At 66.0% G+C, this 19378-nt stretch carries 21 protein-coding genes; 11 read left to right on the forward strand and 10 right to left on the reverse strand.

The genetic code is table 11. The features are described from left to right. Positions 1-41 precede the first annotated feature (41 nt). From ACCQ12_RS07955 to ACCQ12_RS07965, 3 genes are all read left to right on the forward strand, one after another. A complete protein-coding gene (locus ACCQ12_RS07955) occupies positions 42-818 on the forward strand; it encodes an NAD kinase (protein WP_039412455.1) in 777 nt (258 codons plus the stop codon). A 187-nt stretch (positions 819-1005) separates the two neighbouring features. Further along, entirely contained in the window at positions 1006-1971 is a 966-nt protein-coding gene (locus ACCQ12_RS07960; RefSeq protein ID WP_047696635.1) for a 5'-nucleotidase, read from the forward strand. Continuing rightward, positions 1968-2711, forward strand: coding sequence for a spermine/spermidine synthase domain-containing protein (locus ACCQ12_RS07965; protein ID WP_372383327.1), 744 nt, complete (start codon positions 1968-1970; stop codon positions 2709-2711). The genes ACCQ12_RS07960 and ACCQ12_RS07965 overlap by 4 nt, the downstream gene beginning before the upstream one ends. A 150-nt stretch (positions 2712-2861) precedes the next feature. Here the strand turns inward: ACCQ12_RS07965 and ACCQ12_RS07970 are convergent, their stop codons facing one another. The 8 genes from ACCQ12_RS07970 to can all read right to left on the reverse strand — a co-directional run bounded on the left by ACCQ12_RS07970 (position 2862) and on the right by can (position 12640). Next, positions 2862-3428, reverse strand: coding sequence for a DUF2939 domain-containing protein (locus ACCQ12_RS07970; protein WP_184385172.1), 567 nt, complete (start codon positions 3426-3428; stop codon positions 2862-2864). A 111-nt stretch (positions 3429-3539) separates the two neighbouring features. After that, complete coding sequence (locus tag ACCQ12_RS07975; protein ID WP_039412460.1) at positions 3540-4226, reverse strand: DUF2461 domain-containing protein; 687 nt, start codon at positions 4224-4226, stop codon at positions 3540-3542. Next, complete coding sequence (sbcB, locus tag ACCQ12_RS07980; RefSeq protein ID WP_372383328.1) at positions 4223-5668, reverse strand: exodeoxyribonuclease I; 1446 nt, start codon at positions 5666-5668, stop codon at positions 4223-4225. Before sbcB ends, ACCQ12_RS07975 begins: the two co-directional genes overlap by 4 nt. Before the next feature lie 309 nt (positions 5669-5977). Beyond that, on the reverse strand, positions 5978-7345 hold the full coding sequence (locus ACCQ12_RS07985) for an FAD-dependent oxidoreductase (RefSeq protein ID WP_166743213.1): 1368 nt from the start codon (positions 7343-7345) through the stop codon (positions 5978-5980). A 171-nt stretch (positions 7346-7516) separates the two neighbouring features. Further along, positions 7517-8791 carry a kynureninase gene (gene kynU / locus ACCQ12_RS07990; RefSeq protein ID WP_372383329.1) on the reverse strand — a complete coding sequence of 425 codons (1275 nt, stop codon included), beginning with the start codon at positions 8789-8791 and terminating at the stop codon, positions 7517-7519. 33 nt (positions 8792-8824) lie between these two features. Further along, on the reverse strand, positions 8825-10954 hold the full coding sequence (locus ACCQ12_RS07995; protein ID WP_372383330.1) for an FUSC family protein: 2130 nt from the start codon (positions 10952-10954) through the stop codon (positions 8825-8827). Positions 10955-11237: 283 nt separating this feature from the next. Continuing rightward, positions 11238-11768, reverse strand: coding sequence for a 3-hydroxyanthranilate 3,4-dioxygenase (locus ACCQ12_RS08000; RefSeq protein ID WP_372383331.1), 531 nt, complete (start codon positions 11766-11768; stop codon positions 11238-11240). A 209-nt stretch (positions 11769-11977) separates the two neighbouring features. Next, positions 11978-12640 carry a carbonate dehydratase gene (gene can / locus ACCQ12_RS08005; protein WP_039411402.1) on the reverse strand — a complete coding sequence of 221 codons (663 nt, stop codon included), beginning with the start codon at positions 12638-12640 and terminating at the stop codon, positions 11978-11980. A 155-nt stretch (positions 12641-12795) separates the two neighbouring features. Between can and ACCQ12_RS08010 the strand changes: the two genes are divergently transcribed. From ACCQ12_RS08010 to ACCQ12_RS08030, 5 genes are read left to right on the forward strand one after another with little or no spacing between them, the layout of a single operon-like run. After that, positions 12796-13332 carry a glycoside hydrolase family 108 protein gene (locus ACCQ12_RS08010; RefSeq protein ID WP_372383332.1) on the forward strand — a complete coding sequence of 179 codons (537 nt, stop codon included), beginning with the start codon at positions 12796-12798 and terminating at the stop codon, positions 13330-13332. Between the two features lie 42 nt (positions 13333-13374). Beyond that, complete coding sequence (locus ACCQ12_RS08015) at positions 13375-13905, forward strand: DUF2589 domain-containing protein (protein WP_039520615.1); 531 nt, start codon at positions 13375-13377, stop codon at positions 13903-13905. A gap of 49 nt (positions 13906-13954) precedes the next feature. Continuing rightward, positions 13955-14575, forward strand: a complete 621-nt coding sequence (locus ACCQ12_RS08020) for a DUF2589 domain-containing protein (protein WP_355586441.1) — start codon at positions 13955-13957, stop codon at positions 14573-14575. A 47-nt stretch (positions 14576-14622) separates the two neighbouring features. Further along, positions 14623-14883: a hypothetical protein gene (locus ACCQ12_RS08025; RefSeq protein WP_104580055.1), complete on the forward strand. Its 261-nt coding sequence runs from the start codon at positions 14623-14625 to the stop codon at positions 14881-14883. Beyond that, entirely contained in the window at positions 14884-15357 is a 474-nt protein-coding gene (locus ACCQ12_RS08030) for a hypothetical protein (RefSeq protein WP_372383333.1), read from the forward strand. Positions 15358-15368: 11 nt separating this feature from the next. Here ACCQ12_RS08030 and ACCQ12_RS08035 read toward each other — a convergent pair whose 3' ends face one another. Further along, positions 15369-15557 carry a hypothetical protein gene (locus ACCQ12_RS08035; protein WP_372383577.1) on the reverse strand — a complete coding sequence of 63 codons (189 nt, stop codon included), beginning with the start codon at positions 15555-15557 and terminating at the stop codon, positions 15369-15371. A gap of 52 nt (positions 15558-15609) precedes the next feature. On the opposite strand from ACCQ12_RS08035, the gene ACCQ12_RS08040 reads away from it, so the two are divergent. The 3 genes from ACCQ12_RS08040 to ACCQ12_RS08050 all read left to right on the forward strand — a co-directional run bounded on the left by ACCQ12_RS08040 (position 15610) and on the right by ACCQ12_RS08050 (position 18444). Next, positions 15610-16320: a hypothetical protein gene (locus ACCQ12_RS08040; protein ID WP_372383578.1), complete on the forward strand. Its 711-nt coding sequence runs from the start codon at positions 15610-15612 to the stop codon at positions 16318-16320. A gap of 168 nt (positions 16321-16488) precedes the next feature. Beyond that, positions 16489-17358, forward strand: a complete 870-nt coding sequence (locus tag ACCQ12_RS08045) for a hypothetical protein (RefSeq protein ID WP_047696608.1) — start codon at positions 16489-16491, stop codon at positions 17356-17358. Between the two features lie 372 nt (positions 17359-17730). Continuing rightward, positions 17731-18444 (forward strand): LuxR C-terminal-related transcriptional regulator, encoded by a 714-nt coding sequence (locus ACCQ12_RS08050; RefSeq protein ID WP_052077077.1) that lies wholly within the window; start codon positions 17731-17733, stop codon positions 18442-18444. 298 nt (positions 18445-18742) lie between these two features. On the opposite strand, the gene ACCQ12_RS08055 is transcribed toward ACCQ12_RS08050, so the two are convergent. Further along, the gene (locus ACCQ12_RS08055; RefSeq protein WP_372383334.1) at positions 18743-19378 is read right to left on the reverse strand and encodes an FMN-binding negative transcriptional regulator; all 636 of its coding nucleotides are present in this window, start codon (positions 19376-19378) and stop codon (positions 18743-18745) included.

Here is a 19378-nt window from a genome sequence, read left to right on the forward strand (position 1 = left end):
CAGGGCTGCGGTATGCTGATTCGCATGCTTTGGAGTCGACAATGACCGCACCACCCCGCATCGCCTTTCTGGCCAGCCCCACCGAGCCCGCGGCCAACGCGCGCGCGCGCCTGGTGCAGCGCTATGGCGATCATCCGCTGGAGACGGCCGATGTCGTCTGCGCCCTGGGCGGCGACGGCTTCATGCTGCAGACACTGCATCGCCACGGCGCCGCCGACAAGCCGGTGTTCGGCATGAAGCTGGGGTCGGTCGGATTCCTGATGAACCAATATCGCGACGATGAAGACGACTTGCTGGCCCGTCTGCAACGTGCCGAGCCGGCGCATCTGCGGCCGCTGGAAATGCTGGTGCAGACCGAATCCGGCAGCAGTGCCGGGTCGCTGGCGTACAACGAAGTCTCGCTGTTGCGACAGACCCGCCAGGCCGCGCATCTGAGCGTGGATCTGAACGGACAGACCCGCATCGCCGAGCTGATCGGCGACGGGGTGATGGTGGCCACACCGGCCGGCAGCACCGCCTACAACTACTCGGCGCACGGGCCGATCCTGCCGCTGGGCTCGCATACGCTGGCACTGACGCCGATCGCGCCGTACCGCCCGCGCCGCTGGCGCGGCGCCATCCTCAAGGCCGATACCGAAGTGCGTTTTCGCGTGCTTGATCCGTACAAGCGCCCGGTCAGCGTCACCGCCGATTCGCACGAGATCCGCGACGTGGTGGAAGTGACCATCCGTGAATCCACCGAGCGCCGGGTCACCTTGCTGTTCGATCCGGAACACAACCTGGAAGAGCGCATCTTCAGCGAGCAGTTTGCGGTGTGAGGGGCGGGGATTGGGCATTGGGGATTCGGGATTGGCAACGGCGGGAGCCGCGCACGCTGGCCGCCTGCGAGCACGTCGACGCGTTACGATGCGGCTCGCGCCATCGTGTTCCTGATCTCAAATCCGCACGCGCTGCTGCTCACCAATCCCGATTCCCGAATCCCGACTCCCGACTCCCGGCACCCAAATGGCTGACAACTCCCCCAGGCTCCTGACCGTCGCGGTGACCTCGCGCGCGCTGTTCGATCTTGAAGAAGGTCATGCCCTGTTCGAGGCCAGCGGGGTGGAGGCGTATTCGGCGTTCCAGCGCGAGCACGAAGACGACATCCTGCAACCGGGCGTGGCGTTCCCCGTGGTGCGCAAGCTGCTGGCGCTCAATCACGATGTGCCCGAGGAGACCCCGCGGGTGGAAGTGATCCTGTTGTCGCGCAACTCCGCCGATACCGGTTTGCGCATCTTCAACTCGATCCAGCACTACAACCTGGGCATCGTGCGCGCCACCTTCACCTCCGGCGAGCCGACCTGGCCGTATGTGAAGCCGTTCGGCACCGATCTGTTCCTGTCGGCCAATCCGGAATCGGTGCGGCGCGCGCTCACCCATGGCATCGCCGCAGCGACCATCATGCCGCGTGCGCCGGGCGAGCGTGCCGAGGCGGCTGCGGCCATCGTGGACAACGACGAGAGCCGCCTGTCCACCCAGCTGCGTATCGCCTTCGATGGCGATGCGGTGATCTTTGGCGACGAGAGCGAGCGCATTTCCCGCGAGCAGGGTGTCGAGGCATTCGGGCGGCACGAGCGCGAGCGTGCCCGCGAGCCGCTATCGGTCGGGCCGTTCCGTAATTTTCTCTCCGCGCTGCACACGTTGCAGGCGGCGTTTCCGGCTGGCGAGTCGTCGCCGATCCGCACCGCGCTGGTCACCGCGCGGTCTGCACCGGCGCATGAGCGGGTGATCCGCACGCTGCGCGAATGGGGCGTGCGGCTGGACGAGGCGCTGTTTCTGGGCGGGCGGCACAAGGGGCCGTTCCTGGAAGCCTTCGGTGCAGACATCTTCTTCGACGACTCGCAACACAACATCGACAGCGCACGCCAGCATCAGCACGTGGCAGCCGGCCATGTGCCGCACGGCGTGGCCAACGATCCGCCGGGCGCATGAGCGCGCCGCCGCAGCCGCCCGGACGTGCTGCGCTGCGCCGTCGCTGGCGCACCCTGGAGCTGTGCTTCGACGAGCAGACGGTCCAGACACGCATGTCGCGCTGGGCGCCGTATCGGTTGATGCTGCCGTATACGCGCAGCATGTTGGCGGCGTTGTGGCTGCAGCCGCGGCCAGAGCGCATCGGCGTGATCGGTGTGGGCGGCGGTGCGCAGGTAAAGTTCTGCCATCGGTATCTGCGCAACACGCGCATTGAGGCGGTGGAAGCCGATGCGCAGGTGCTGGCGCTGCGCGATGCGTTCGCGCTGCCGCGCGACGATGCGCGGCTGGAGATCAGCCTGGGCGATGGCGCGCAGTGGATCGGCCCGCGTGCCTGTCGCTATGACCTGTTGCTGCTGGATGCCTACGACACCGACGGGATTCCGCCGGCCTTGTGCACGCCGGAGTTCTACGCGCAGTGCCGCGCGGCACTGACCCCTGACGGCGTGCTGGCGTTCAACCTGTACGACGTGCCCATCGCTGGGCACCTGGCGCAGCTGCGTTCGCTATTCGACGGTCTGGTGCTGGCGTTGCCCGAGCCGGACCTGCGCAATCAGGTGGTGTTTGCCTGGAACCGCCGACATACCCCGGCGACCCCGGAACAGGCCCTGGCACCGTTGCCGTGGGCAGCACGCCGGCAGCTACGACCTTCGATGCTGCGGCTGCAGGCGGCATGGACCGAGCGCGCCTGGCGGTTTGCGTAGGGCGTCAGCCTGCGTGGTGCGCCAAGCGGGGATGGCGGCAGCCACGCGGCACGCGTCCGCTAATTGCGTGCACGATGTTGCAGTCCATCGGTGCAGCGTGTCGACCAGCGCTTGCTCGCACGCCAGGTCGTCCGCATCCGTACGCAACACCTACGGCGCGGGCGAGTCGCCTTGGTCGCCGAGCGGCAGCTGGATGTCGGTCAGGCGCCAGCGCAGGCCCTGGCGGGTGAGCACGAACACCACCGGTGCGCCGGTGGCGGTGTACGTGGTGGCGGTGAAGCGGCGGGTGGATTCGAAGCGTTGCGTCGCGCCCTGCAGCGGGCGGGCAGGAGACGGCGCGGCATAGGTGTCGGCGCTGACGGTGTCGCCGATGACGCGGTTCCACACGCTGTGGCCCTGCAGCAGCGCACCAATACCCAAGGGCGTGATCAAGGTATCCACGCCAGCGCCGCTGATGCCGCTGGCCAACCGCAGCGCAACACCGCCCAACAGGCTCGACTGCGCGCTGCTGCCGGCCTGGCGGATCAGGTAGTCGTCCAGTTGCGCCTTGAGGTTGACGCGCAGGCTGGGGAAATCGACATGGCGATCCAGCTGCCCGGCATCGCGGTCGGCGACCGCCTGACTGATGCCGCGGATGGCCAGGTACGGCCCTGCCACCACGTAGCCGGCCAGCAAGGCCACGATCAGCAAGGGCAATAACCACCAGCGTTTTTTCATCGTTCGCACTCCGTTGCCAAGGGCGGTGGTGGTTGCCTGCACTCTGCGGCAATGGCCGGCACGCGCTGATCGACTGCAGCGCACCGCCCAGCGGTGGCGCTGCGTGCGCTGTCAAAATTCCAGATCCAGCGCGGCGCACAGGTAATCGACAAACGGCGCCAATGTCACCAGATCGGCTTCGATGGTCTGACGCAGGCGCGGCCCGGTCATCAGCGCATCGTCCAGGTGGCGCAGATACGCCCAGTTGCGATGCTTGAGATCGTCGATGAACTCGAAATCGGCTGGAAAACCGCGCGGTGCACGCACCAGTTTTTCACTGTCGTCCAACGCAAACTTGCGACGCAGCTTGGGTGCGTACGCGGCGGCTTTCCAGCTGCCGGGGTTTTCGAAGATGAACTGGCGCAGCTTGCGTTGCGTGTCCGGCTCCGGGTGCCACAGCCCCGCGCCGACGAAACTCTCGCCCGGCTGCAGGTGGATGTAGAACGACGGCGCAGGAACCTGGCGGCGGCGCTCATGAAACAGGCGCGCGCCCTGCCAGTTCTTGTACGGCGATTTGTCGTTGGAAAAACGCGCATCGCGGTAGATGCGAAACAGCGAGCCGCCCTGGGTCTTGGGATCGGCACGATAGTGCTCGCTGACCTGCGCCAATGCCGGCTGCAGGTCGGTGATCAGCTGCAGGAACGGCTGGCGCACATGCGCTTCGTACTGGTGCCGATGGTCGTTGAACCAGGTCTTGTCGTTGTGGCGGGCCAGGGCACGCAGGAATTTGAAGCTGGCGTCGGAAAAGTAGGTGGTCATAGCGTGCGTTGGAGGTCCGAACCCCAGGCGGCGAGCTGGTCGAGTAGGGCTTGCTTGGTAGAATCGTCGGGGTGAGCGAGCCGTAAATCCGCAATCTGCGCGTAAAACTGCTCCAGGGTGACTTCGCCCAACCCGCGGTCTTCCAGCAGGCGCTGGCGACGGTACACGTTCCAGCGGTCGTGTTCTTCGGGCGACAACGTCTGCGGCCAGTTGCGCGCGCGGTAGCGGAACAGCAGCTCGACCAGGCGTGGATCGCGGAAACGCGCTTCCAGGGCGCCCAGCTCGTCTGGCGCACTGGCGCGCACCTGGGCCAGCAAGCGCTTGTCGCCCTCGGCCAGAAAGCCGTCGTAGAGCGAGGCGTCGGCATCGTTGGCCGCTGCGGCAGCGGCGCGGTCGTTGCCGTAGACCTGGCGTACCTTTTCGGCGAGCGCGGGCCCCAGCTCGCGCAGCCGTGCGGCCTTGGCCATGACGACGTCGCGGTCCACGCCCAGGCGCTGGAAGTCCGCTGCGCGCAGGTGCTGCCAGGACACCAGTGCCGGCGATTTGTTCAGATGCACTTCTTTCAGCGGAATGCGTTGCTCGCCCTCGGGCAGATCCGCGGCGCGGATATACAGCCGGTCGGCAATCTCGTCGGGGCTCAGGCGCAGCAGCACCTCCGGGTCGCCGTCCAGATCGAACACGATCACCCGGCTGTCGATGCGCGGATGCCGCGTCAGCGGCAATACTGCGGCGGCACACAGGCGCGAGGCCGGGTAGCGCTGCGACACATGCAGCACTGGCTCCATCGCAATCACGTCGAGCAGGGTGGCGGCAAAGCGCTTGTCGCGCAGGCGCAAGGCGTAGTCCCACAGCTTGGGCTGATGCTGCTGAAATTTGCGCGCCATGCCGATGGTGGCGTACACGTCGGACAGGGCTTCGTGCGCATCCCCTTCGCGCACGGCATTGGCGTCGGCCAGATGCTCCAGCTTGAACGAAGTGGCGCCATCTTCGCGCTGCGGCCAGGCGATGCCATCCGGGCGCAGTGCGTGCACCAGGCGCAGCACGTCGAGCAGATCCCACCGCGAATTGCCGCCGCGCCATTCCCGCTCATAGGGATCGTAGAAATTGCGGAACAGGCCACAGCGCACGAACTCGTCGTCGAAGCGGATCGAGTTGTAGCCCAGCGTGCAGGTCTGCGGCCGGCTCATCTGCTCGGCGATGCGTGCAAATGCCTCGGCTTCGCTCACGCCCTCGCGCAACGCATGCTGCGGGGTGATGCCGGTGACCATGGTGGCGTACGGGGAGGGCAGCAGATCGTCGGCCGGTTGCACGAAGAAGCTGATCGGTTCTTCGATCACCCGCAGCTGCGCATCGGTGCGAACCGCCGCGAACTGCGCGATGCGGGTGCGGCGCGGGTCCTGGCCGAAGGTTTCCAGGTCGTAGAAGAGAAAGCTGTCAGGCATGCGGGTGCAAGATCCAGATGCGCAGCGCACGGCGTACGCGCTGCCGGTGCCGCCTAGTATCCCCCATCGCAGCACCGGCACGCTGAGGCGCGGCTGTGCGGCGGGTTGGCGCACGTGAGTGGTGCGCGCGTGCAGTGGCCCGGTGGGCCGGCGATCAGCGTTGACTAACCGACCGGCACGCGCAGGGCAGTTGCAGCTGTCTCGCAGCTGCCGACAGCGACGCCGGAGAGATCAGCCAAGACCCGGATGACGCCACGGCATGGCCTGCAGCGCAGGCAGTGATGCCGTGGGCCACTGCCGTCGCAGACGTCAGTGCGCGCCCTCCAGCGGCTCCAGGCGCGCGTGCACGCTGGTTTCCAGCGCAGCCCAGTCGATGCGCGACAGATCGCTGTGACCGCGCGTGGCATCGACCAGGATCTCGCGCTGGATCTCGCTGCGCGCCAGTGCGATCGAGTAGCGCGTGCGCAGGAAGGTCACCATGGTGTAGTGCGGCACGAAGCGGGTGGGCCAGCGCGCCTGCAATTGCTGTTCGAGTTCGCGTTGCAGCAGGAACTGCGCATCGCCCACGCGGTCGCGCATCTCCAGATAGTTGTCCAGCGCCATTTGCTGGATTGCCGCGGCATCGTCGCGGCGTGCGGCCTCGAAGGCGGCAAATGCGCTGCCGATGTCGTCGTGCGCGTCCATCTGTTCGGCCAGCGCCACGCAGTCTTCGAACGCACAGTTCATGCCCTGGCCGTGGAACGGCACCATCGCATGTGCGGCATCGCCGATCAGCAAGGCGCGGTTGTCCAGATGCCAGCGGTCCAGGGTCAGGGTGCCGAGCAGTCCGGGCGGATGTTCTTCCCAGTGCTCCTGGAGCTGCGGAATCAGCGGCAAGGCGTCCGGGAAGTCGCGCGCAAACAGCGCATGCGCTTCTTCGCCGGTGCGGGTGGTGGCAAAGCTGGGTTCGCCGGCGTTGGGCAAAAACAAGGTCACGGTGAAGGTGCCGCCGTCGTTGGGCAGCGCAATGCACATGTAGCGCCCGCGCGGCCAGATGTGCAGTGCGTTGCGCTCGATGCGGAAGCCGCCACCGGGCAGCGGCGGGATTTCCAGCTCCTTGTAGGAGTGATCCAGGAACTCGATGCGCTCGCCCAACGGCGATTTGCGCTGCATGGCCGCGCGCAGCGCCGAGCCGGCGCCATCGCTGCCGATCAGGCTCTGGAAGTGGATCTCGTGCGGCTGATCGTCGCGGTCGTCGATGAAGCGCGCGTAGCCGGCATCGAAATCGACCGTGTGCAGGCGACGGTAGAAGTGCACGGTGGCGCCGGCCTGTTCGGCCAGATCCAGCAAGGCCACGTTCAAGGCGGCGCGATGGATCGACCAGATCACTTCGCTGTCGTCGCGGCCATAGCGCTGCAGCTGCGGTTCCCCGTTGACCGGGTGCACCATGCGCCCGCGCATCATCACCGCCTTGGCCATTACCGCGTCTTCTGCGCCGGCCTGGCGCAGTGCGTGGCGGCCGCGTTCGGCCAGGGCCAGGTTGATCGAGCGGCCGGACTCGTAGCCCTTGATGCGTGGATCGCCGCGGCGTTCGTAGACGGTGACCTGCCAGCCGCGGCGCGACAGCAGGATGGCCAGCAGGCAACCGGCCAGGCCGGCGCCGATCAGGGTCAGGGAGCGGGGGGAGACTGGGCTCAATGCAATATCCGGCGGCGGCCGGACGCAGCGCCGGCGAAGAGGGGGAGACAGCGACTGGCAAGGGCGGCCGCCCGGGCATCAGCCGTGGGCGGGCTGGGAGTGTACGTGGGCCGCTGCCGGCTCCGCGTCGCGGCCCCCAGGCCCGGTGACCTTGCAGTCAGCGTGTTGCGCTCAGGCGGCGGCCCAGGTTTCCACCTGTTCCACGAAGGTGTGCAGGTCGACGAAGCGGTTGTACAGCGGCACCGGCGCAATGCGGATCACGTCCGGTTCGCGCCAGTCGCCCAGCACGCCGGCGGCATGCAGATGCTCGAATAGCGCGCGCCCCTGCGCGCGGCCGCCTTTCACCCGCAGCGACAGCTGGCAGCCGCGCTGCGCAGCGTGCGCGGGGGTGACGATCTGCAGCACCTGCGCCAGGCGCGCGTGGATCAGCTGTTCCAGATGGCCGGTGAGCTGCTCGGATTTGGCGCGGAGCGCGGCCATGCCGGCCTGGTCGAACAGGTCCAGCGATGCACGCAGCGGCGCCAGCGCCAGTACCGGCGGATTGCTCAGCTGCCAGCCTTCGGCGCCCGGCGCAGGCACGAACTGCGGATCCATGCGGAAACGGGTCTGCTGCTCGTGTCCCCACCAACCGGCCATGCGCGGCAGGTCGCTGGTGGCATGGCGCGCATGCACGAAGCACCCACCCACCGCGCCCGGCCCGGCATTGAGATATTTGTAGTGGCACCACACCGCGAAATCGACGCCATCGTCGTGCAGGGTGAGCGGGATATTGCCCACCGCATGCGCCAGATCGAAACCCACCGCCGCGCCCTGCGCCCGCGCCAGCCGCGCGATCTCGCCCAGATCGAACGCCTGCCCGGTGCGGTACTGGATGCCCGGCCACAGCACCAGCGCCAGCCGCGAGCCGTGCTGCGCGATCGCCGTGGCAATGGCCGCCATCGACACCGTGCCATTGGGTTCGTCGGCCTCCACCTCGATCAGCTGCGTGGCCGGGTCCAGCCCATGCAGGTGCAGTTGCGACTCCACTGCGTGGCGGTCGGACGGGAACGCGCCGGCTTCGATCAGGATCGCGCCGCGCTCGGGCGTGGGGCGATAGAAGCTGGCCATCATCAGATGCAGGTTGACGCTGAGGGTGTTCATCGCCACCACTTCGCCGGGCAGCGCGCCGACCACGCGCGCCAGGCCGTCGCGCACCAGCTGGTGATAGGTGAGCCATTGGGTGGGGCCGGTGAAGTGGCCTTCCACGGCAAGCGCGCCCCACTGATCGAGTACCTCGCTGACCATTGCGCGGGCCTGTCGCGGTTGCAGGCCGAGCGAATTGCCGACGAAGTAGGTCTGGTCCTGGCCGTGGTGCTGCGGAAACACGAACGCCTCGCGCAGGTTGCGCAGCGGGTCGGCGGCGTCCAGTGCCGCGGCGTGGGAACGGGACAGCGGGTCGGTGGTCATCGGGCATGCAACGCTCTGGAACGATGCGGCAGTTTACCCGCCGGCACCGCGCGCGCCGTCATGCACGCCCGCTGTCTCGGCCGGGGCCGGTCGGGCAGGTCGCAGCAGGTGGGTGAGGGTGCCGATGCTGTCGGTGACGCGGTCGATGGTGTCGGCAAGCGCGGCGATGCCGGGCGTGCCGTCCGGCAACGCGGCCAGCGCATCGGAAAGCTTGCGCTCGGCGCTGCGCAAGGTGGCCGCGGCCGGCGTGCCGCCGTTGACCAGGCAGTCGATCAATTCCGCCAGCGCCTGGTCGGCGTGGTCGGCAAAGGCGGGCAACGCGTCCAGCGCGGGCAACTGGTGGCCATCGCGCAGCACTGCCTCCAGCAGCAAGGTGGCGCGGATCAGCCGGTTGCCGTTGGCCAGCAGCGATTCGGCAAGCTTGAGTTCCTGCAGGTTGCGGCGGCTGCGTGGCTCCCCGCGCAGCCGCTCGATCGAGGCCTGCGCATTGGTACGCGCTACGCGCGCGGCGGCGCGGCTGTCGCCCAGGTGGTCCATCCGGCCCAGCAGCAGGTTGCGCAGATGCTCGCGGTAGGCAGTGAGCAGGTGAGCCAGTGAACTGCGGATATGCCGACGCTCGCGCGTGGGCCACAGCGCATAGGCGACCAGGGCCAGCGCACTGCCGGCCACGGTGGCCTGCAAACGTGCACCGACCGCCTCGCCGGGCGTCACCCCTTCGAACGACAGCAGCAGCACCAGCATGCCGGTGAGGAAGGCCACGCCGATGCCGTAATTCACCTGGGTCAACAAACGAAAGCCCAGGCAGAACAGCGCCAGCAAGGCCATGCGGACGCTGGCCCCATCCATCGCCAGATGGGCAAGCAGCGTGGCGACCAACAGGCCGACGAAGGTGCCCGCCACGCGCAGCGCGCCAAAGCTGAAGGTGCCGCCGAAGTCCGGCTTCAGCACGATGGCGGTGGTCATCGGAATCCAGAACCCATGCGGGATCTGCTGCCAGCGCTGGAACGCGATCGCCAGGGCCAGGCACACGCCGCAGCGCAGCGCGTGCCGACACGCCACCGACGACAGATCCAGGTTTGCGCGCAGGGTGGCCCAGGTGGCGGCCGGGCGCAGCGCTGCCGGCAGGCGTGCTTCGGCCAGTTGCGCCTGGATCTCGCCACGGCTGCTGGCCCAGTGGGCATTGCGGATCAGCGCGCGCAACTGGCCGCCCAGGCCCTGCGCGCGGGCGACCGCCACGCGCACCAGCCGGCGCTCGCGGGTATCGGCGTTGTCGTGTTGCACCTGCGCCAGCGCAGCGATCAGGTCGTCGAAGCCGGTCATCGATGCGTTGGCCGCCACCGGGTCTTCGCCCACCGTCATCGCGTGGGCCAGCTGTTCCAGCACGATCGCACTGCGTTCGAGCACCCGCTCGATGGCCGGGCGTGCCTGCGATTCGGTCAGGCGGGTGTCGGCATCGGCCAGCGACAGCAGCTCCAGCCGCACGCGCTCGCACAGCTCGGCGATGATGCGAAAACTCTGCACGGCAATCGCACGCGAACGATGTTCGCCATGCAGCATCACCATCGCATCCAGCACTTCCTGCGTGGCCGGCGGTGCAGCGCTGGCTTCCGGGCGCTGGCGGGCGATGCCGGCCAGCTGGCGCATCAGCTCGGCCAGCGCGAACCGCTCCGGGCGGTAGCGTTGCAGCGGCCAGGCCGCCAGCGCCAGCAACACCTGCAACAGGCCGCCGGCAAAGATCAGCGCCGCCACGCCCGGCGCTTGTGCGACAGGCAGGCGCATATCCGCGCTGACCACCAGCAGGATCATGCTGGTCAGGCCCACCCGTGCCGCCACCGGGCCAAGCGCCACCAGCAGGCCGCCGCCCAGGCCGAGCAACAAGCCGGCCAGCACCAGCGCCGGCGTGTTGTGACCGACCCACACGCCCAGCAAGGCCGCCAGGCCGGCCGCCAGTGCCGCCATCAGCATGCGCTGCAGGCGCGCGCGGTAGGGGCCGGGCTGGTCGGAGAACATGGTGTTGAGCGCGCCGCTGCACACGGCCAGCCCGGCCGCGACATGCCCGGTGGCCACGCCGATCGCCAGCGGCAGCACCACCGCGGCGGTGTTGCGCAGGGCCACGCGCAGCGGCACATCGCGCGGCTTCAGGTCGATCAGTGTGCGCAGCATGGTGGCTGTTTCCGTGCAGCGGCCCGGTGCATCGCTTGCGCGCGATCGCTGCGCGCATACGGCCACGCGCGAAACGCGCTGCGCCGGATCGGGCAGGTCATGGCAGTTCTCCTGTCAGGCAGCGGGCAGGAAGAACCTGCCGGCCGCGCCCATCGTCGCAGCGCTGCAGCATCATCGCGGTATGCGCAGGCAACGCCCGCTGCCCCGGCAACAGCAGACCTTGCACAGACAATCAACCGCATCGCACTCCACGTGCTCGCCGCAATGGCATGCCATCGTCCCCTCAGGCCTCGACTGCGGCATAGCGCTCGGGCGCAGGGTGCAAGTGCCCGCATTGGGTGCAGGTGCGCAAGGCCAACGAGCGATAGAAGTGATCGAATACCGGCGGAAAATCGGTTTCGATGTTGTCTAACGGAAACATCGCCTCGTAGAGCTTGTGATTGCACTGCGGGCAATACCACTGCAGGCCGTCATGTTCGTGCGGCAGGCGCTCGCGTTCGATGACCAGGCCGATCGAGCCGGCGGCACGTTGCGGCGAATGCGGCACCTTCGGCGGCAGCAGAAAGATTTCGCCGGCGCGGATCGGGATGTCGCGTTGGACGCCCTCGTCCTGCACCTTCAGCACCATCTCGCCTTCGAGCTGGAAGAACCACTCCGGGCCTTCGTCGTAGTGATAGTCGGTGCGCGCGTTCGGCCCGCCGACGATCATGATGATGAAGCCGTCCTGCTGGATGCACTTGTTGCCGACCGGCGGCTTGAGCAGGTGGCGGTGTTGCTCGATCCAGGCATGCAGGTTGATCGGCGGGACCAGCATCGACGTTCCTCGACAAAGAAGACGTCCAGCATAGCCAACCCATGGCGCCGTTGGGTGACGCGGTGGCTGGCGCGATCGCGAAGGCGAAGTCCCCGCCGCCGCTGCGCAGAGCCGGCACGTACCACTGAGGCCATGCCGGTTCCGGACGCCTTGTCCGGACGCGTGCGACGCCTGCTCCTTGCGTCGCCGTGAACGCGCCCGGTTGGGCCTCAGCGTTCTTCGTGATCGGCCTGGATCTGCGCCAGCGCGGCGTCGTAACGCTCCTGCAGCAGCTCCGGGCGGTCGATGGACATGCCCAGGTCGTGCGCATGCCCGTCGCGCAGGCTGTACACCCAGCCATGCACGCACAGTGCCTGGCCGCGCTCCCAGGCATCGCGCACGATGGTCGTGCGGCAGACATTGACCACTTGTTCCAGCACGTTGAGCTCGCACAGGCGCGCATGCTGCACCGGCAGATCACCGGCATCGTGCAGGCAGGCCTCGTGCTTGTCGGCCACATCGGTGACGTGACGGATCCAGTTGTCCACCAGGCCCATGCGCTTCTGGGTGAGGCTGGCAAACACGCCACCGCAACCATAGTGGCCCACCACCAGGATGTGCTTGACCTTGAGCACGTCCACCGCGAACTGGATTACCGACAGGCAGTTCAAATCGGTATGCACCACCACGTTGGCGATGTTGCGATGGACGAACACCTCGCCCGGCGCCATGTCGATGATCTGGTTGGCCGGCACGCGCGAGTCAGAGCAGCCGATCCACAGGTATTCGGGCGTCTGCTGGGTGGACAGCTTGGAAAAGAATTCCGGGTCTTCGCGACGGATACGCTCGGACCAGGCACGGTTGTTGTCTAGCAGATGGTTGAGCTCGTTCATGGGGGCAGTATTCCAGAAAACGCGGTCTTGGTGGCCCCTGCCGGGACCCGGAATGAATCAGCTTTCAGGCACCGTAGTATCGGTGAACGGCCGATGTCCGGCTATTGCACCGATGCGGAAACTGGCGCCACCGATCAATTCGACAGGTGGCGCCGATGGCTGACTTCAACGTGTTTTTTCCGACCCTGCTCAAGCACGAAGGCGGCTTCGTCAACGATCCCGCCGATCCGGGTGGGGCCACCAACAAGGGCATCACGCTGCTGACCTTCAAGGCCTGCGCCCAGAACCTGCTGGGCGTGGAGCCAAGCCTGGCAAACCTTCGTGCCCTGACGGATGCCCAGGCCGGGGTCATTTACAAGGCGCAGTACTGGGACCGGCTGCGCGCCGACCAGATCGCACTGCAGCCACTGGCCAACATCCTGTTCGATTTCTATGTCAACGCCGGCGGCAACGCGATCAAGCTGCTGCAGACCGTGCTCAATGCGCAGACCGGCGGCGCGCTGGTGGCGGACGGGCGGATGGGACCGGCGACTTTCGCCGCACTGGCATCCAGCAACCAGCAAGACCTCTATGCACGCTACAAGGCCGGCCGCAAGGACTACTACCAGCGACTGGTCGCCGCGCGACCTGCGCTTGGCAGGTTCCTCAAGGGATGGCTGGCACGCGTGGATAGCTTTCCCGACGCGGTCTGAGCCAGTACCGGCCCAGCGACATCTCCGACCAACGAGCCCAACATGGCGCAAATCTCCCTCAATGATCTGATCGAAGCGCTGGCCGGGGCGGTCATCGACGCCCAGGACCGGATCGAACAGCACCAGATGGCCAATCTGGGCGCGTTCTTCGACGAGGACAATCGTCCCAGAAGCGTTCTGATCCGCTTGCCGTCGCAGCATCCGGAGGCGGGCGAGAACGACGAAGACCTGTATCGCGCACCGCTGTTGCCGCTGGTGTCGTCCAACGTCCTGCGTATCAAGGACGTCGAGATCAGCTTCGATGCGCAACTCGGCGAGCTCAGCGAACTGGACGAAGCAGCGTTGCCGGCGTCGCTGGCGGTTCCAGCCGCCGTCGATGACTGGCATCCCAAGCCGCCGGCGCTGCCCGGCCAGATCGGCATCGACCTTGGCTCCAACGCAAAAAGTGCGCGGCACAGTGCAGTACATGTCGTGTTGCGCGTGGAAGGCAGCGAGCCGACCGAAGGCGTGGCACGTCTCATCAATCGCCTTGCGCAGTCGCAAGGTGTGTTCAAGACGGTCAAGGGAGATTGATTCCCGCCGTCGTCGATTCTTCTAAACAATCACTCTTCAGGAGAGCACCATGAGCGATATTGTCAATATGTCAGACCAATTCAAGGGCCTGCCGATGGCGGACCTGATCGGCGCCCCGTTACGTGCAGCCTGCGATGCGCAGGTCATGCTGGCCCGCGCCACCGCCGACTTCATCAAGGTCATCGGTTTTCTGCCGCCGACCGACCCGGCTACCGATCCCAACGGAAACGGCGGCACACGGACCGCGCAGTTCAAGTTCAAACGCCCGGTCGAAGACCCCAGCGGTGTCGGGATGGCCGAGGAGGAAGTCGAGATCGTTGTGCCGCTGCTGACCTTGGTCAATGTTCCCAATTTGAGCATTCAGACCGTGGACGTGACCTTTGACATGGAAGTCAAATCCTCGTTCTCGGAAAAGGAAGCCGAAGACAAGAGCCTCAAGGTGGATCTGGAGGCAAGCGTCGGCTGGGGCGTGTTCAAGGCCAAGGTCAACGTGCAGGGATCGGTGTCCAGCCACAAGGAAAACACGCGCTCTTCGGATAACTCGGCCAAGTATCACGTCGCATTGCACGCCGAAGATCGCGGTACCCCTGAAGGGCTGTCGCGCGTGCTCGACATCCTGCAGACCGCTGCAGCGCCACGCAAAGTCTCACCGCCTGTACAGGTACCGTAAGCGTCGCTGCTGAGTCCTATACCTGTCTATCACCCGAGTCGTTGCCGATGATCGATTTTTCAGAAGTGAGCTACATCAAGCGCATCGTCGTCGGCAGCGACAACCCGGCAAAGATGCAGACCGCTGAGCAGGTCGAGGCCGCGCAGCAACTGCTCAATCGCTGCCTCAGCGAAGCGCCCAAGGGAGCGATTCTCGGGATCGAGAAGAGCTTCAATATCCTGCAGCTGGGCGAGCACCAGGTGGTGCTGCAATGGTTGTGCTACCACGTTGGGTTCAAGCGCAAGCCGATCTGGCTGACGGAGTCGTAGATGGCACACGCGAGCTATTCCTTGGACGCCTTCGTGGCGCTGCTCGACCAGACCGTCCGACGAGCGCAACTGCAATGCTACCAGCGCCACGCCACACTGGTGGATGCTGCGGTGGCCGCCTGCGGTATGCAGGTTCGCTGCGTGGATGATGAAGGAACGGCCCAGGGCGAATTGGAAACCATGCTGTCCATTCCAGTCTGCCAATTGCGCGCGCTGCGGCTATCGCAAATCAGCGAGTTTTTGTTGACGCTGGAAGTGCAGATAGAGGCGATCACGCACAGCGACGGTGCTCCCGGACTGGCGCTGCGTATCGCGCCGCCACGCAGCGGTACGTCAGGCCACACGCTGAAAATCGGCTATCGGGGCAGCGAGTGTCCGCGTGGCGTGCTCTGGTTCGATGGCGTCGCGCTCAAGGAATGGACGCTTCATCCGTTCGTGGACGTGCCACCGTCCGATTCCGGAGTGGTGCCGTGAGGTTGCTGCTGTCAGACGCCGATGCCCGCGCGCTCGCCGAGCGGCTGGGAACCGATATGGCCACCTTGCATGCGGATCTCTGTCGGCAGTCCCGGCGCAAGCCGCGATCCATCTTCATCATCTGCCTGGTTGTTGTTCTGGTCATCGCTGCGCTCGGTCTGCTGATTGGCAGCGTGATCGATCTTTCCACTGTTTCCAATTTCTTATCGGAGCTTTTTCATGTCTGGTCAACATCGTCATCAACATCACATTTTGCGCATCACTTCGGCACTGGCCTTGTGTCTTTCGCTGACTGCAGCGCAGGCAGCTCCCGCTGAGGGGATTCCGGCGGGTGACTGGCGCGGCATCCTGTCCACCGGCGGCAGCGCAGGCCCCGTCTACGTCCGTCTGAGTGCGCGCGCCGCTGGAGTCGAGGGTACCCAGGTGGCGGATCTGCGATTCGGGCCTCCCTACAATTGCGCGCTCGAGTTACGAGCGCAGCCGGACGGTTACGCGTTGCTGTCGCGCAATGGCGGCAAGTTTTGCGAGGCGCTGACCGGCGGTCTTGCCCAACTCCAGGTGGCCGATGGGGGCGCGCCTGGGATGCAGCTCACGTTGTCTGGCAGCGCCTCGCCGTTCGTCGTCGCCCTGGATCAAGGCAATGCCGGATTGGCCGAAGCCGGGCGCTGGCGCGCGGCGGGCCTGATGTCTGCACAGCTTGAAATCGTGGCGACCACCGTTCGTCCGGGAGATGTGCTCGGTCGCCTGCGTTACGGTGCCCCGCGCGATTGCCAAGTGGAATTGCGCTATGCCGGACGTGCGGCAGGCGTGTTGAATGCCTGGGTCATGGCCAACGACAGGGGCTATTGCCGTCAGCTCAGTGATGCCCAGGCCAGTCTGCAGGTTCGTGCTGATGGCAGCGCCGAGCTTGCACTGCTGTTGAAAGGTCAGCGGGATACGGCGCTGTTCCAGCGGATGCCTTGAGGTGTCGTAGCTGCGTATCTGCCAGCAAGGACGTCATCTATGTGGAAGCGAGCCAGCAAGCGCGCCGGCCTACGGCGACGCGCAGTGGCCCAGCCCATCCCGCCGGCAGAATTCGGCGGGCCGGCATTTTGCAGCGTACTCGAACAACTGGAGCTTGAATGCCGGGCGATGGTGTCCTATGCACTGAAGCAAGGGATGGCAATGTCTCCCGATCTGCCCGGCCGGCTGGCAGAGCTGCGCGTGATGCCTGGCGCCTCCTTGCACGGCGAATCCGGTGCGCGCGAATTGGCCGGTCTGCACCGGCAGCTGGTGCGTGCGATCCAGCCGGCAACGCCGCAGGCGGTTGTGCTGATCGAGCGCGAGCGCCTACGCGGTGGCTGGCTGCGCTGGCTCGGGCCGATTCCGCTGATCCGCACCTTGACCTTGACCTCGGTCGGTTGTCTGGCCTCAGTGGTCGGGCTGGCGATGTCCAGCCTTGTGAACGCGCACAACATCACGCTGGGCTTCCTCGATTCCTCGGGGAGTACGCTGGGCTGGAATGTGATGTTCATCCTGGCCTGCGCCGGACTCGGTGCCGCGTTTTCTGCCTTGTTCCAAGCCCATCGTTACGTTGCCGACGCAACATACGATCCGCGCTTCGATTCCTCCTATGCGGCGCGCATGATCCTTGGTCTGATCGCCGGCCTGATCCTGGTGGAGTTGCTGCCGGAGAATCTCTTCGCTGAAAGCAGCCTGGGCGCGTTCGGAAAGCCCGCACTGGCGATGATGGGCGGCTTCTCGGCAAGCGCGGTGTACCGCCTGCTGCAACGCATGGTCGAGGTCATGGAAACGGTCGTGCGCGGCGATTCCGGCCAACAAGCCGCTGCCGCCATCCAGTCGCAGCGTGCGTCGGCCGAATCCGAAAGCATCCGCGCGCGTGGCGAACTTGCTGCAGGTCTACTGGACCTGCAGCGCGAGATGCAGGCGGACCCGCGTCTGGATCAGGTGCGCCAGCAACTGACCGGCCTTGCCAGGCAGATGATGTCCGACGATTCGTAATCGTTCGCTCGTGAGATGCGGTAAGGCGCGCGCGCTTTTTATGCCGGCCGTCAGCAGAAGCGCGGTTTGGCAGAGTCTGCAGGGCAGCAGGTGGCAGCACACTTTCGCGTCGTGCGGCATGGCTCGCTTCGGCTTCGGCGCAAATTGCCTAACACGCTTCAGGCAGGCGCACCCGTCATGGTGTCTCAGCGGCGTCGGCATCGTTATCGATATCAGCATCCGATGCTCGCCAAATCAGTTCAAGACCGATGGCCCGGCGGTGAGCGTGTGACAAGCTCGCTCAAGTGCTCCTGCCGAGCATCTGCCGATTCGCTGCAGCGCGCCGCTTGAAAGCCGCTGCACATCGCGGTCCCCATTCGTGCACCAGAGGGTATGATGAAGACACGTATCGTCGTTGCTGCCGATCGCACCATCCTCGTGGAAGGGATGGTCGCTTTGCTGCAAAAGGTTCCGGGATTCGAAGTGGTAGGGCATGCGGAAGACGGGCTGGCATGTCTTCAGATCGCCGCAAGAGAACTGCCTGATATCGTCCTGGTGGATGTCCTGCTCCCCGGCCTCAATGGTATCGATCTGACGCGGCGCTTGATGCAGCGCAGCCCCAGTAGCCGGGCAATCTGTATCGCTCCGTCCGATGCCTGTATGCAGGCCAGCGCAGTCTTCGAAGCTGGCGCCAAAGCATATCTGGCGCGAACCAGCCGTTTCGCCGAATTGCTGCGTGCGATTCAATGCGTCACCCAGGATCAGACCTATATCAGCCCGCAGATGTCGCGTTCATTGATCGCAGGGCTGCGTCGACCCGCCAAGGCCGATTCTGCCTACACCCGACTGACCTCACGCGAGCGCGAGATCGTGCAGCTCTATTCGGAGGGGCTGTCCACCAGGCAGATCGCTACCCGCTTGCACCTGAGCGTGAAAACGGTGGGAACGCATCGCGAAAACTGCATGTTGAAGCTCAATATCCAAAGCATCGCTCAGCTGACCCGTTATGCGATCGCGCAGGGCCTTTCTTCGCTCGAAGCAGCAATCGACGGGAGTGGTGGGCCGCCCGATGCATGCGTAGCGCAACACATGCGCCGTGCCGGCTGAGGCATCCCAGCAACGCACAGCGGCACACCGGCCGTATGGACGCTGGTGCAAGCACGCAGGTGCTAGGCGATGGCTTATGCACATCAGCATCCCCGGTGGCCGATGCACCACCACCGCAGCGTGTACAGCGCTAGCGCATGCTGATCAGGTTGTGAGCGTGGCGCGGGGGCGATGTCTGGCGCAGTGAGGTAGTGGTGCGACGACCCGCAGGTAGCTCGATTCCGGCGTCGCCCGAGGGTACGGCCGACGCGTCCCAACCGTCTGGTGATCAGGCTTCGAGAGTGCGACCGCTGCCGTTTCAGCGCGTCGTATGGGCGTCCATGGCCGCCTGCATCAATGCTGCGACCGCTTGCGAGGCTTGGTTGGGTTGCTGCGCAAGGAATTCGCTGACACTGCGTTGATTGGCGGCAGGGTGGTTCTGGCTGAGCTTGAAGGTGAGCTCGATACGGCTGGGCACGAAACGGAAGCCCACCAGGCCGCGCAGTTGCCGGCGATGGCTGTCGCGCGCCATTTCGAACTGCCAGTCGCTGCCGATGCGGTGTTCGAAGTGCGCGCTCATGCGCCCGATCAGGTCGCCCAGCACCTGCTCGTCGTCCACCCGGCTGCAATGCCCATGCAGATGCGCCACCGCGTAGTTCCAGGTCGGTACGCGCGCGGCGGTTTCCTTGTCTGGATACCAGGTGGGCGACACATAGGCGTGCGGGCCGTGCACCACGATCACCGCCTCGCCAGGTGCGCGTGCCTGCGGGTTGGGGCGTGCCCAATGACCTTCGATGGTGATGTCCTCGCCATCGCGCCGGTACAGCACCGGCAGGTGCGAGATGGCCGGTTGCCCGCCTTCGTCCTGGCTGATCAGGGTGACGAACGCGTCGCGCGCCAGCAGCCAGTCCAGCAACGCCAGATCGGTCTGTGCAAACGCGCGCGGGGCGTACAT

Source organism: Xanthomonas sp. NCPPB 1068, from assembly GCF_041479385.2.
Lineage (GTDB): Bacteria > Pseudomonadota > Gammaproteobacteria > Xanthomonadales > Xanthomonadaceae > Xanthomonas > Xanthomonas cannabis.

Excerpts from the sequence above, each read along its gene's own strand:
- ACCQ12_RS08030 (WP_372383333.1), top strand. The coding sequence starts at position 14,884 with ATGGCACACGCGAGCTATTCCTTGGACGCCTTCGTGGCGCTGCTCGAC.
- ACCQ12_RS08000 (WP_372383331.1), bottom strand. The coding sequence starts at position 11,768 with ATGCTGGTCCCGCCGATCAACCTGCATGCCTGGATCGAGCAACACCGC.
- ACCQ12_RS07995 (WP_372383330.1), bottom strand. The coding sequence starts at position 10,954 with ATGCTGCGCACACTGATCGACCTGAAGCCGCGCGATGTGCCGCTGCGC.
- ACCQ12_RS08055 (WP_372383334.1), bottom strand. The coding sequence starts at position 19,378 with ATGTACGCCCCGCGCGCGTTTGCACAGACCGATCTGGCGTTGCTGGAC.
- ACCQ12_RS08025 (WP_104580055.1), top strand. The coding sequence starts at position 14,623 with ATGATCGATTTTTCAGAAGTGAGCTACATCAAGCGCATCGTCGTCGGC.
- ACCQ12_RS08050 (WP_052077077.1), top strand. The coding sequence starts at position 17,731 with ATGATGAAGACACGTATCGTCGTTGCTGCCGATCGCACCATCCTCGTG.
- ACCQ12_RS07955 (WP_039412455.1), top strand. The coding sequence starts at position 42 with ATGACCGCACCACCCCGCATCGCCTTTCTGGCCAGCCCCACCGAGCCC.
- ACCQ12_RS07965 (WP_372383327.1), top strand. The coding sequence starts at position 1,968 with ATGAGCGCGCCGCCGCAGCCGCCCGGACGTGCTGCGCTGCGCCGTCGC.
- ACCQ12_RS08020 (WP_355586441.1), top strand. The coding sequence starts at position 13,955 with ATGAGCGATATTGTCAATATGTCAGACCAATTCAAGGGCCTGCCGATG.
- can (WP_039411402.1), bottom strand. The coding sequence starts at position 12,640 with ATGAACGAGCTCAACCATCTGCTAGACAACAACCGTGCCTGGTCCGAG.
- ACCQ12_RS07970 (WP_184385172.1), bottom strand. The coding sequence starts at position 3,428 with ATGAAAAAACGCTGGTGGTTATTGCCCTTGCTGATCGTGGCCTTGCTG.
- sbcB (WP_372383328.1), bottom strand. The coding sequence starts at position 5,668 with ATGCCTGACAGCTTTCTCTTCTACGACCTGGAAACCTTCGGCCAGGAC.
- ACCQ12_RS08010 (WP_372383332.1), top strand. The coding sequence starts at position 12,796 with ATGGCTGACTTCAACGTGTTTTTTCCGACCCTGCTCAAGCACGAAGGC.
- kynU (WP_372383329.1), bottom strand. The coding sequence starts at position 8,791 with ATGACCACCGACCCGCTGTCCCGTTCCCACGCCGCGGCACTGGACGCC.
- ACCQ12_RS07975 (WP_039412460.1), bottom strand. The coding sequence starts at position 4,226 with ATGACCACCTACTTTTCCGACGCCAGCTTCAAATTCCTGCGTGCCCTG.
- ACCQ12_RS07960 (WP_047696635.1), top strand. The coding sequence starts at position 1,006 with ATGGCTGACAACTCCCCCAGGCTCCTGACCGTCGCGGTGACCTCGCGC.
- ACCQ12_RS08045 (WP_047696608.1), top strand. The coding sequence starts at position 16,489 with ATGGTGTCCTATGCACTGAAGCAAGGGATGGCAATGTCTCCCGATCTG.
- ACCQ12_RS08015 (WP_039520615.1), top strand. The coding sequence starts at position 13,375 with ATGGCGCAAATCTCCCTCAATGATCTGATCGAAGCGCTGGCCGGGGCG.